This is a genomic window from Rapidithrix thailandica (assembly GCF_039710355.1).
Classification (GTDB): domain Bacteria; phylum Bacteroidota; class Bacteroidia; order Cytophagales; family Flammeovirgaceae; genus Rapidithrix; species Rapidithrix thailandica.
On sequence record NZ_JBDKWZ010000003.1, the window covers coordinates 357283 to 369698 of the forward strand.

9 protein-coding genes are annotated in these 12416 nt (G+C 40.1%); 1 reads left to right on the plus strand and 8 read right to left on the minus strand.

The window, feature by feature from the left end:
- Positions 1 to 598: 598 nt before the first annotated feature.
- The 4 genes from AAG747_RS07105 to AAG747_RS07120 form a co-directional block, all read right to left on the minus strand.
- Complete coding sequence (locus AAG747_RS07105) at positions 599 to 2089, minus strand: SusD/RagB family nutrient-binding outer membrane lipoprotein (RefSeq protein WP_346820455.1); 1491 nt, start codon at positions 2087 to 2089, stop codon at positions 599 to 601.
- 9 nt (positions 2090 to 2098) lie between these two features.
- The gene (locus AAG747_RS07110; RefSeq protein WP_346820456.1) at positions 2099 to 5548 is read right to left on the minus strand and encodes a SusC/RagA family TonB-linked outer membrane protein; all 3450 of its coding nucleotides are present in this window, start codon (positions 5546 to 5548) and stop codon (positions 2099 to 2101) included.
- A 367-nt stretch (positions 5549 to 5915) separates the two neighbouring features.
- The gene (locus tag AAG747_RS07115) at positions 5916 to 6929 is read right to left on the minus strand and encodes a FecR family protein (protein WP_346820457.1); all 1014 of its coding nucleotides are present in this window, start codon (positions 6927 to 6929) and stop codon (positions 5916 to 5918) included.
- Positions 6930 to 7207: 278 nt separating this feature from the next.
- Positions 7208 to 7804, minus strand: a complete 597-nt coding sequence (locus AAG747_RS07120; RefSeq protein WP_346820458.1) for an RNA polymerase sigma factor — start codon at positions 7802 to 7804, stop codon at positions 7208 to 7210.
- 234 nt (positions 7805 to 8038) lie between these two features.
- Between AAG747_RS07120 and AAG747_RS07125 the strand changes: the two genes are divergently transcribed.
- Positions 8039 to 8725 carry an RluA family pseudouridine synthase gene (locus tag AAG747_RS07125; protein ID WP_346820459.1) on the plus strand — a complete coding sequence of 229 codons (687 nt, stop codon included), beginning with the start codon at positions 8039 to 8041 and terminating at the stop codon, positions 8723 to 8725.
- 74 nt (positions 8726 to 8799) lie between these two features.
- Here AAG747_RS07125 and AAG747_RS07130 read toward each other — a convergent pair whose 3' ends face one another.
- The 4 genes from AAG747_RS07130 to AAG747_RS07145 all read right to left on the minus strand — a co-directional run bounded on the left by AAG747_RS07130 (position 8800) and on the right by AAG747_RS07145 (position 12404).
- Positions 8800 to 10107, minus strand: coding sequence for a hemolysin family protein (locus AAG747_RS07130; protein WP_346820460.1), 1308 nt, complete (start codon positions 10105 to 10107; stop codon positions 8800 to 8802).
- Positions 10108 to 10463: 356 nt separating this feature from the next.
- A complete protein-coding gene (locus tag AAG747_RS07135; protein WP_346820461.1) occupies positions 10464 to 10943 on the minus strand; it encodes a YcxB family protein in 480 nt (159 codons plus the stop codon).
- Between the two features lie 79 nt (positions 10944 to 11022).
- Positions 11023 to 11892, minus strand: a complete 870-nt coding sequence (nadC, locus tag AAG747_RS07140) for a carboxylating nicotinate-nucleotide diphosphorylase (protein ID WP_346820462.1) — start codon at positions 11890 to 11892, stop codon at positions 11023 to 11025.
- A gap of 98 nt (positions 11893 to 11990) precedes the next feature.
- Positions 11991 to 12404, minus strand: coding sequence for a DUF4783 domain-containing protein (locus AAG747_RS07145; protein WP_346820463.1), 414 nt, complete (start codon positions 12402 to 12404; stop codon positions 11991 to 11993).
- Between the last annotated feature and the right edge of the window lie 12 nt (positions 12405 to 12416).

Sequence of the window (12416 nt, forward strand, 5' to 3'; positions counted from 1 at the left end):
GTGTTACTTTTTTGCAACAATAGCTTTGGCTATTCTCTTCAAAAAGTGCCTTGATGAGCCGGTTTTGATTCCATCTTCGGTCAAAGACTATACGTTGAAACCACTTCATTGAAAAGTACTCGGGGTTAGTAATTTATAAAAGTTTTGAACATCTTATCTTCTTGAAGTTAACCAAGGTGAGGACAAGAAAGCGTTTTTGTTGTTCGGAAACCAGTCCGTATCTGCTTCACCATAAAACAATGAACCGTATCCAAGTACAACTCTTTCTAAAAGTACCTTGTCGTATTTTTTTAAGCAGGCAAGTTGGCAAATTTTGTAGGAAAGGAGGGGATAATAATCTTGCAAAAAGGTTAGAATATATGGCAAAAGACACTTAATAGCAGGCTTTTTTTATCTGCAATGGCACTTTTCCCGGTTTTTCCCCCTCCCTGAATTTTCCTTATCATCATCAGTCAGCATACTGTCAACCTATTTCAGGGCGGGAAAAAGAAACAAAAAAAGCCGGTACCTAAGGCAGCGGCTTTTCCAATGTAAATTAGTTTACTTGAGTTATGTTGGTTAGTTGAGTCGAAGCGTAACTATTGGATTTATCAATATTTTATTGAAGATGCCAGAGAGGGTTTAACACATCGTCTACTGGCCCTCCAAATTGCCTGTTGAGGGCTTCGGTTAGATTGGTTTTATTATACTGAGATTCACTGTGTGGGTACCTCCATCTAACCGGAATCTGTCCCGAACGTGAATTTTCAACGGAAACATCAAAACTCGGAATGCCAGTTCTACGCTGGGTAAAAAAGGCTTCCCATCCGGAGTTTTGAGAATAAGCAATGTATTTTTGTTCCAACAGTTGAACCAATCCTTCTTCTCCCGTCTTATACGCTGCCCACCCTGAGAGATACGCTGCAATATCGGCTTCGCCCACACCATAAAACTTCATGGATGCCTTCACACCATTATCGAAATGCATTTTAGCATCTCCATTGAACCACCCCCGGTGAATAGCCTCGGCAATGGTCAACTCTTGTTCTACATAACCTAAGAAGATACTCGGTTCACCTTTATGATTCACATACCTGGCATTATTAGGCTTAGACACGTTACCCGCTGATTTTTGATTAATCAAATCGGTATTATTTTTAGAGATATCCACCCCTATATACGACTCGAATTTGGAAGCGGCATCCGGGTCTGCCTCTAAAGAAGCAGGAGTCGGGTCAGCTACTTTAAATAATCGTGGGTCCTCATATTTTTTCAACATCTCCACATACGTTTTGCCCAATACTTTACCATCAATGGTCGAGGCATTATTAGGATTTAAACTATAGCGAAAGCCATCTTCATCTTTATGCGTCAATTGCATATTGTCCTCCAAGCCTTCTAAAAGTGGATACTGAGCAGGATTATTCACAATCGCGGCAAAACGCTCTTTAACTTTCAAATCGGTATCTTCCTCTTTGGCACTCAGGGTAATCAGGATTCTCAAGGTATAAGCATTAATTATCTTTTGCCATTGTTTCAAATCACCATTAAAATAAACATCACCATCTACTGTCAATCCCGGGCTGTTTTGAATCAAATTTGCCAAATCGGCATTTGCTTCATTCAACAGGTTCAAGGAGCGAACAAACACTTGTTTCTGAGTGTCATAAACGGGTTCAAACACTCCCTCTTCTGCCATCAATGTCTCACTCATTGGTATATCGCCATGCCTTCTGGCCATTTCGATAAATGTATAGGCTTTTAAAAACTTCGCCAATGCGAGATAGGCCGGAGCATTTACTTTTTCCGCTTCTGATTCCATTTTGGAAATATTCCGTAAGCGACCATAACTGAAACCGGGTTGTGTCCATTCATACGCATCATAATCCAGTGTGCGAGAATCTGCATGTACAAACAGGCAGTATTGGGCATATTCAAATGTGCTACCCCATGCCCCGGATGGCCTGGGAAGAACTTCTGTCAATAATAAACTAGGGGCGACAGAAGACGGATCATTGGGGTTGACTCGTAATTCTTCAAAATCCAAACAACCACTCAAAAGTGTTACGATTGTAATGGCGGATATCGTTGTTTTTATAGAGTTTATCATGGAGATCTGTTAGAATTTTAAGTTTACATTAAATCCAAAAGTTCTCATGGAAGGCAATTGCAATTCGCCTTCGTCCGGAGAGCTAGACCTACCTCCCATGGTGAAAGTGTCCAAGTCCAAGAAGGTATCGTCTTTAGTCCAATACCATAAGTTGCGGGCTACAAAGGAGACTTGTGCTGAGTTAATAAAAGTTTTACCCAAGACAGATTGCGGTAACGTATACGTCAAGGTAAGTTCTCTTAACTTCACAAAGGTTTTAGAAACCCCTACACTTGGCCAATCCGCTTTGTAGTTTTTAGCCCAACTCTGGTAATACACCATCGTCTCATTATCAGCATACTCCCTGGTATCTGAAAGTAAATTACCTTCATCGTCATAGGTTGCTTCTCCACTTACTACTACCTTTCCTTCCACCAGCACAGCCTTTTCTCCTTGGTTGCCAAGCTCTCTTTCAGGGTGAATTGCATCCGGATGGGAACCGGACCTCCATAAATCCCTTTCGATTACGTCAAACAAAAAACCTCCGATACGGCCATCAAACAGAAATGAAAGGGCGAAGTTTTTATAATGAAAGGTATTGGAAACACTAAAGGACCAATCCGGCTTATAATAACCCGCCAAATACTTGTATTTTGTACGAACGGGTAAACCATTGCCGCCAATGATCAAATCACCCTCAGGCGTTTTTTGCCATTGATAATACCAGTAATCATCTACCCGGTCACCAATATTCCTCCGGCCTTCTTTGGTTTCTCCGTTGGGTAATTCATGGAGTACCTCTCTACTGCGATCATAATTTGCCAAAATTGACCAGGAAAAATCTTCCTTTACAATCGGCTTGGCTTTCAAAGTCAGTTCCAAGCCATAGCGTTTTGTTTTCCGCCCATTTTGGATAATACTGTTGTAACCGGTAGATGTAGAAAAATATTTTTTATAAATCTGAGGTCCATCGATCATGGTATAATAAGTCACATCAAACTCCAGGCGATTATTCAAGAGGCCTAATTCCAGCCCAACATCATAAGAAGAGCTAAATGAGGGTTTGATATTGGGATCAATTAAGTCAGAATTAGAAGATGCATAAGGAGTGTTTCTGTATAACTCTCCGGTTGAATAGGCATTGGAGGTAAAATATATATCATTTCCTAACCGGTCTCCTCCGACATTGGCATAAGCTCCTCTTACTTTCAAATAAGTAACCGCCTCGGGAAGCTGAACCATATTGCTAACCATTGTACTCAAAGAAGCCGATGGATAGAAGAAGGTATCATTTTGCTTCGGTAAGGTAGAGGATTTGTCTATACGACCTGTTAAGCTTAAAAACAACATATTTTTATAACCCAAATCCACATATGCATAGCCACTATATACTCCGAATTTCTCCAGGGAACTGTAGGGAACCACTTTTTCTGTTGAGTTACTCAATTTGTACACTCCGGGCACCACCAACTTGGAAGTAGAGGCACTGGAATATTTGTAATTTTGAATTTTCATATTTCCCCCTAGAGAGGCTTTTACCTCCAACTGATCACCCAAAAACTTATCCTCAAAATTGATCAGGAAGTCATTATTCAGAACTGTCGTAGTATAATGTTGCTGATTGTATCTCCCTCCCCGGTCAGGAGCAGAGTAGCCATAGGCAGATACCGGCATTTTTTCTTCCCTGATGGTATTATGAGTATTGATATGGCTTCTGAAAAAAACACTCCACTTATCATTAAACTTATAATTGATTTTGCCATAAGCTATAATGCTATGCCTTGTATATGCCTTTTGCCATTCGTATGCCAAGAAGTAGGGGTTGTTATACCGCCAGCTTTCCACAAATTTTTGCTCGATCCCTTCCTTTCCTTCCACCCAATAATCGCGCATATCCCGAATATCCCAGTGTGCTCCTCCCCAAATACTCATTAAGTAAATCGGACTATGAGGGCCATAATTACTCCGTGGTATATTGGGAGTATGTTGATAATTATATTGTAATGAAGACTCTAGACTAAGCTTATCCGTAAGATTCAACATGCCGGTAAGGCGTAATGTATTAATATCCAGTTTGGAGTTCGGAATTACTCCTTTTTGTCTTTTGTAAGTATCTGAAAAGACAAATGACCCGTGTTTACCACTGTTGGTAATGGTAATATTGTTAGTCGAGACCATTCCGGTTTGTAAGAAGTTTCCCAAATTATCTTCTCCTCTGGAAACCCAAGGTGTGGGAATTCTTTCGCCGGTTTCGGAATCAATCGGGCTGTCATATTGAGGGATCAGTACATTCGGATCAAATTTTGGTCCCCAAATAGAGTAATCACTGTCATTGATTCCACCGCCTCTCCCATCTTTATAGGCATATTTTCCTCCGGAACCTGGGCCGTACTGCGTTTGAGCACGGGCAATACGGATAAATGAAGTCTGAAAGGTTGTATTTGAGTTAAAATCAAATGTTGTTTTATTTTCCTTACCGGCTCCTTTTTTCATTGTAATTTGAATAGCACCGTCTTTACCGGCAGCTCCATATAATGCTGCCGCTGTAGGCCCTTTTAGTACGGTGATGTTTTCAATATCATCCGAGCTAATGTTCCATAAATCAGTCGATACGGGCACTCCGTCCACAACAATCAATGGTGTTTTCCCCCTGACAAATATTTTGGGGTCCCCAAAAAATTCATTGGTATTCGCTACAGTTACTCCTGCGGCTTTACCGGTTAGTGCCTCCATCACATTAGGCGCTTTGGATTTTTGCAGTGATTCTCCTCCAATTTCCTGCACGGCATAACCAATCCGCTTTTTTTCCTTTACAATTCCCAAAGCGGTTACCACTACCTCATTCAAGGTTTGTACATCGGGCATCAGTTGAATTTGAAGGCTTGTACTTTCACCCAAGGCAACCTCTTTAGGCAAATACCCTACAGAACTAAATACAATGCTGGCATTTTCCGGAACAGAGAGTTTGAACTTTCCGTCCATATCGGTAATGGTACCATTGCTTGTTCCTTTCACCACAATATTTACTCCTGGCAACGGCTGTCCTTTCTCATCTTTTACCGACCCGGTTATGATCCTTTCCTCTACTACTTCTTCAATGACAGGCACAGTGGCATTTCCTCGTTTATTCACAAAAATGCTATTGTTCACCCGCTTGAATTTCAAACCTGTATTTCTGGAAATATCCGTAAGTAACTCTGCCAAGGTGTTGTTGTGAGCAGATGTGCTCACCAAGGCATTCAAGTTCACCCGGCCATGCTCATAGGCAAATTTTAGCCCGGTTTTGTTTTCTAACCTGGAGAATACTTTGGCCAGGGATTCATTTTCCACATTCAGGCTGACAATGATTTCATTCCAGCTTTTGTTCTGTGCAGTGACAGTCTTAGCAATCAACATGTTTGCTAAAAATACCTGTAAAATAATTCCATACAGTAGATACTTAGACATAAGCAGCAGTTGTCTGGGTAAATTTGTTTTCATACCTTTAGGGTTTAGTACAATTATTAATTTGATTTTCTAAATCCCCTGTATACCCTACTCAGGCCAATTTTTGGGTATACCAGGGGCTAAAAACCGGTGGTACAATCTGTATGACCGGTTTTTTTCTTTCAGACGACACGCCAAGCATAGCTGCATCTGGTACACATTGTTATATACACTTATTTTTAAGTATAAAAAAGCTTATACTTCATTTCCGATAATGGTTTGTTTCCGTTGATTCAACAGTTATTTTACTAACTTGTAAGTTTTGACACATACAAGGGAAAGTATCAGCAGATTTCTCCACTCATTTCATTGTAAACTTTCCCAATAATTTTAATTTGCTTGTTTCCTTTTCAGTAGATTTTTATTTTACTGTAATCGTTACTTTTTGCTTATTAATCTGGAAATCGAAAGGAATGGCATAGCTAATCCCTTCTAATACATCATCAAGACTTTGCCGGGCAAAATCCCCTGTAAAACCCTGTATATCAGGAACTCTGTTCACTTCTATTTCTACCCCATACCAGCGTTCCAAGCGATGAATAATTTCTTGAAAAGAGGCTTTACGGAATGCCAATTGCCCATCTTTCCAACCGATTTCTTCCTGTAGGTCAAAACCTGATTTTTGTAAAGTTTTCTTCCGAATATCAAATACAGCCATATCCGTAGGTGAAAGTATCATAGAATGGCCTGTAGCCACTAAACTGTCTGATACTTGTAGTTTCCCTTCTACCAAGGCAACCCTCACTTGTTTTTCTTCCGGAAAGGCTTTAAAATTAAAAGCGGTCCCTAATACCTTTGCTTGTAGATATTTACTCTTTACCACAAAGGGGCGTGCAGGGTCCTTTTGCACTTCAAAATAGGCTTCTCCTTCCAGCTCCACTTCTCTGAGTTGTTTGGTAAAGCCTTGGGGGAATTTGATTCTGCTTTCGCTGTTAAGGTGCACAATTGTGCTGTCAGGTAAAGTTAAAATAACTTTCTGACCTTTAGGGATTACTTTTTCGATGTAGGTGATGGCAGGCGTTTCTTCTTCGATTGAAAGGGTATTGGAAAAGTAAATTCCTACGCAGATGAGCAAAACCACGCTGGCAGCAACCAGCATTTTGGGCCAAAAGGTTATATTTCTTTGTCTGGCAGATGGCATTTGGGCTAATTGATAATAACGCTCCAAACGTTTCCATCCGGCATCCAACTCATCTTTGCGTACCTGTTTGTTTTTTACTTGTAACGACTTCAACAGCAATCTGGCGCGATCCAGTTCAGCCGGCTCCACCTCCCCTCTAGCCATTCGCTCCTGCCAATACACTTCATAAGTAGTATCGGCAGCTTCTACCCAGCGCCTGAACTTCTCGTCCAAAACCAGATCTTCTGCAGTCATTCTTTCATCGTTCATATTCGAATGAAATATTTCGTCATGAAATAGTCGTTAGTAAATTCAGGTTTACGTCTGCCATTCATTGTATTTTTCCTACACCGATATCCGGAACGATGCATTTGTTCATTGAAAATAAAATCAGGCCGTTTTCGTAAACTTCTCTAATAGTAAAAAGAGGGTGAGGGTGACTTTGTAGGTAATTTTTTTTGATTTTTTTTTAAAAAAATATTGACTCTTTCCAATTTATTATACAACTCATTGAAAATCAATCAAACACAAAACTAGTCAGCAAATGATAAAAAGAAGAAAAGCAGCATAAGTTCTTTTAATTTTTTTAGAGTTTTGTATAACAAAGAGCGCACAGATTGGTCGTTCAAAGCCATGACTTCCCCTATCTGTTGATTACTGAGATCCGCATAAAATTTTAGAAAGATGACTTCTTTTTGCCTCTTGGAGAGATTTCCCAGTTCGTGTTTAAGCTTCTGCTGCTGCGCTTCGGACATTTCTTGGCGGATCAATTGCTCTTCAAAAGAAAACTCCACGGAAAAATCATGGTTCTCTTGTAGAGTGCTTTCCGAAGAGACCAATTTGCTGCCTTTTCTAATTTCTTTGAGGAGCTTTCGCTTGAAGGCTTTGAACAGGTAAAACCGGATACTATCCGTATTTCCCAAATTTTGTTTTTTACGGATCAGTTCGCAAAAAAGCTCATGGATACAATCCTTCACCAAATCCTCTTCCCGGGAAATTTTTAATCCGTAATTAAAAAGATACTCATATTGCGCGTAATAAATTTCCGACAGGGCGTTTTTATCCCCCTGTTTAAAAGCTCGCCAAAGTTGCTCGTCATTACGTATATGTTCCACCTTGAGTACCTTCATCCGGTCGAAATTAGTAAAATTTTCCGCTCAAAAAATAATATAGCTTTTCCGATTCATAAAATATTTACTTTAAAGTCTTTTTTTGTTCACAATAGCAGCAAAATATGCTGAATCCGTTGAAATTTCATTCGGTCAAAGCAGAAATGTACTCCGGTCATTTTTTTCAAGTTCCGCATCCCTTTCCTTGGGATTTCCTGTACTTTTGTAGTTCTAAACTTATAAATATAAAAAGTTATGCAGCCATTTCAGGTACTTTATGAGGATAACCATTTGATCGCAGTGAACAAGCCTAGCGGTTTGTTAGTGCAAGGGGACAGCACAGGAGATGAGCCGTTGTCTGAAATGGTAAAAAAATACATCAAGCGAAAATACAATAAACCCGGTCAGGTATTTTGTGGGGTGATTCACCGCCTGGACCGCCCGGTGAGTGGGGTCGTAGTCTTTGCCCGTACTTCCAAAGCCTTGGAAAGGATGAACAAACTTTTCCAAAACCGGGATGTAGATAAAACCTACTGGGCAGTTGTGCATAAACGCCCACCGGAAGATGAAGATACCATTACCCATTATTTGATCAAAGATCCCTCAAAAAATATTACGAAAGCTTATACACGCCCTAGCGGAAAGGCGCAAAAGGCAGAGTTGCATTATAAAATTTTAGGCAAGGTGGGAAGTTATTACTTGTTACAAGTAAACCCTACCACAGGACGACCACATCAAATCAGAGCGCAACTGGCTAAAATCGGTTGTCCGATTAAAGGAGATATTAAATACGGCTATTCGGAAAAAAACAGGGGTGGTTTTATCCACTTACATGCGCGTAAGCTATCCTTTATTCACCCGGTGAAAAAGGAACCCTGTCTGATCGATGCACGGGTTCCTCAAGACTCCGTTTGGGATCAGTTCAGACAACTGAGCAACTAAAAGAAGAAGGCTTGAGGGATTGAAGGATGAGGGATTGAAGGAAGGAAAGTACAAGCTTTCCTTTTTTTTGTGGATCAACTTTCGGTTTTTAAGGAAGCTTTGATCTCCATTTCCACCAAGTCGATACGAGCATCTTCCATCGATTTGATGATGAACTTGTATTGATTGTTTTCCACTACATCTCCAATGTTCGGAATATCATTTTTGATAGAAAGGATGTACCCTCCCAAGGTATCGTAGTCCCCTTCCGGAAAGTAAAAATTCTCTTGTTCATTCAGGTAATCAATCTCAAAACGAGCATTTAGTTCGTAGCGATTTTCATCGAGTTTTCTGATTTCCAGTTCGTCTTCATCGTACTCATCTTCAATCTCACCAAAAATCTCTTCCATAATATCTTCAATTGTCACGATACCGGAAGTCCCCCCGAATTCATCCACAATCAAGGCCATACTTTTATGCTCGGAGATAAAGCGAATCATCAATTCGTTTGCCGGCATCGTTTCCGGAACGATGACGATATCGGTAATAATATCTTTTATAGACTTGGGATTTTTAAACAATGCCAGAGAGTGGCAATACCCAATGATATTGTCAATAGAGTCTTGATACACCGGAATTTTAGAATGGCCACTTTCGCTAAAGGCATTTTTTAATTCGGGGATTTCGTCTTCAATGTCTACTGCAATGATCTCCTTTCGCGGGATCATACAGTCGCGCACCTTGATCGTTTTGAACTCCAAGGCATTGCTGAAAATCTCTTTGTCCACTGCATCGGAACTTTTACTTTCATCGGGATTACTGACAATGGTGTTGGTGATATAGTTGCTCAAATCCGTCAGGCCAAATACCGGTCTATCCTCGGAGTATGGCAAACGGAAAACTTTGGTGATCAATAATTTTGAAAGTTTTACCACGATCCATACAAATGGATGACTAATGGTATAAATGATGTTCATCGGAATGGCTGCAGAAGCCAAAAATTGATCGGGATTGGCCAAGGATATGCTTTTGGGCAAAAACTCTGCGGTAGCTAGCACTACGATGGTAGCCAAGATGGTTTGGATGGCCAAGGTAATCACCTGTACCGTACCATGCGCAAAACCGGGAAAGTGTTGGGTTAGAAAACCCTCAATCACCGGATCGAGTATGGCCGCCATAAAGATACCATATACCACCAGTGCAATGGTATTTCCCAAAAGAGTAGTGGCGATAAAAAAAGAAGGTTTACTGACAAAATGCGAAAGAATCCGTCCGATAAGTTTGCCTTGCTCTTTTTGTACAGCGATATGGAGGCGGTTAGCCGATACAAAAGCTATCTCCACCGCTGAGAAAAAGCCGGAAAACAATAGGGAGATAAATACTATCAGTAAGTTGGTGTCCATGTAGGAGTTGAGCTACTTCAAATTTGTTTTTGACTGATTTCTTAATGCGCTATACAGTCAATCTTCAACGCTTTTATAGAATTAACAAAAATTGTTGACAAGCTATTTATTCAAGTACTCTGTGATTTTGCTAGGAGTATTTTGTTTTTCTTGCCCTACCTGTAACTAAAAATTTCACAGGATTACTTTAAAAATAAGAAAAATCTATCAGAATCAGCATTTCTTTTCCTTTGTCAAAGAAGTAATATACTCTTAATCAACCCTTTAGTGAAAATGAGTATTTGCCAACCCCTCTCCTATTTGCCTAGAATGACATTCTTCATAAGAAGCAAAAAAGAGAGGGTGGAAAACAGAATTTATTTCAATAAGTTCTTTCTGCGAAGAATGGTATCCATAAATTTGAGATCGTTTTCCGTACGGAAAATCTCAAAAGGAAGATAAACAAATTGTCCTTTGGCAATGACCAATAAATAATGTTTTTTGCTTTTCTCTACTTTTTGAACCTTGTCCCAGGTGATAGGCATCCCTTGGCGGGCATTGAGTTTGATCATCACTTGACGACTGTCAATTTCGTATCCTAATTTTTGAAACAATATCTTGTTTTGCTCCATTTGGGAGGCCCCGGCAAACTGTACCAACCAGAACAATACGTATAAGATAGAAAGGGTTAAGGCAATACCAAAGCACCACCACAAAGCAGAAGCCGCAAATAGAGGAATAAACATGATGGCTACTGGCACAAGCCACGCCCACCAATACTCTTTCATCACAGTTTTCAAACCCAACATCACATACTTGTTAGGATCCAGCTTGTATTTTTTTGTTTTAATAATCATTCCGTAAATATTTATTTAACATCCTGTATGCCTAAGAGACGCACTTTATCAATACTTTTTCTTCCAGCATTTGCTTAAATTATAATGCCTTCAGACTTAAATCCAAGATACCGGCTGAGTGAGTCAAAGCGCCCATAGAAATAAAATCCACTCCGCATTGAGCAATCGCTTCTACCCTCTCTTCAGTGATAGCCCCTGAAGCTTCCGTCTGGCATTTTCCTCCGATCAACCGTACCGCTTCCTTCATCATCTCATTGGACATATTATCCAACATGATCACATCTACCTTTCCGATATCCAAAGCCTCTCGAACTTCTTTCAGGTTGCGGGTTTCTACTTCTATTTTTAAATCCAACCCCTTCTTGTGCAAGTAATTTACCGTTGCTTCTACTGCTTGTGTAATTCCCCCGGAAAAATCAATATGATTGTCTTTGAGCATTACCATATCAAATAAGCCAAAGCGATGGTTGGTCCCTCCGCCAATGCTTACCGCCCATTTTTCAGGAATGCGAAAGTTAGGAGTCGTTTTACGTGTATCCAATATTTGCGTGGCAGTTCCTTGCAGTAAGTTTACAATGCGCCGGGTAAGTGTCGCAATCCCACTCATCCGTTGCATACAGTTCAACATCAATCGTTCTGCTTTGAGAATGGCTTGAGCATTCCCACTTACCGTCAAGACAACATCTCCGACATACACCGGAGAGCCATCCTGTACCAATACCTCGATTTGCAACTCTTTATCCACAGAGGCAAATATTTTTTCTGCCAAAGCAACTCCTGCCACTATTCCATTGGCTTTTACCAAAAGTTGAGCAGACTTTTGAGCATCCGCGGGTACAGCTGCCAACGAAGAGTGATCACCGGCTTGAGGACCCGTGCCCAAGTCTTCCTGCAGGGCTGCCTGGATAAAGGTTTCTATTGCGCTATCAGTTAAATATTTGTGTTTCACGCGGCAAAAATAAAAAAAGACACTGATATATTTCAGTGTCTACCTATCTTCAGTATGCGATAATTGTTAAATTGTCTCCGAATATTCAATAAGAGAGATCAATCTTCCCCAAAATCAATGGTATCAATAATGTATTTGCCATTCATCTGTTTGACCAAGATGTACACCCGGAAAGAACCTCCCTCATATGTATATTTCCCGATGGCATATAACAATCCTTCTTTAGAAGCCCCCTTATGGATATAGCGGAAGTCTTTCGCCGGATATTTTTTAAAAAATTCTTTTAATACAAATTCCGCTTGGGTTTTGCTATAGCTAGATTTTTCATCGTCAAAATTCAATTCTACCAATTCATTGAAATAAGAAGACAAGTTTTTTGCATTGCCTTGTTTAATAGCCGTTCTTGCACTCGCAATTACATCCTCATCCTGTCCTACAGTAGAGGTCATAAAGCCCAATTGTAAAAAATTGACGATAAGTACAATATAAAAATAGGTAAAAATATTCATCATAAATGAGGGAAT

Excerpts from the sequence above, each read along its gene's own strand:
- AAG747_RS07110 (WP_346820456.1), bottom strand. The coding sequence starts at position 5,548 with ATGAAAACAAATTTACCCAGACAACTGCTGCTTATGTCTAAGTATCTA.
- AAG747_RS07115 (WP_346820457.1), bottom strand. The coding sequence starts at position 6,929 with ATGACTGCAGAAGATCTGGTTTTGGACGAGAAGTTCAGGCGCTGGGTA.
- AAG747_RS07135 (WP_346820461.1), bottom strand. The coding sequence starts at position 10,943 with ATGATTATTAAAACAAAAAAATACAAGCTGGATCCTAACAAGTATGTG.
- AAG747_RS07125 (WP_346820459.1), top strand. The coding sequence starts at position 8,039 with ATGCAGCCATTTCAGGTACTTTATGAGGATAACCATTTGATCGCAGTG.
- AAG747_RS07145 (WP_346820463.1), bottom strand. The coding sequence starts at position 12,404 with ATGATGAATATTTTTACCTATTTTTATATTGTACTTATCGTCAATTTT.
- AAG747_RS07120 (WP_346820458.1), bottom strand. The coding sequence starts at position 7,804 with ATGAAGGTACTCAAGGTGGAACATATACGTAATGACGAGCAACTTTGG.
- AAG747_RS07105 (WP_346820455.1), bottom strand. The coding sequence starts at position 2,089 with ATGATAAACTCTATAAAAACAACGATATCCGCCATTACAATCGTAACA.
- AAG747_RS07130 (WP_346820460.1), bottom strand. The coding sequence starts at position 10,107 with ATGGACACCAACTTACTGATAGTATTTATCTCCCTATTGTTTTCCGGC.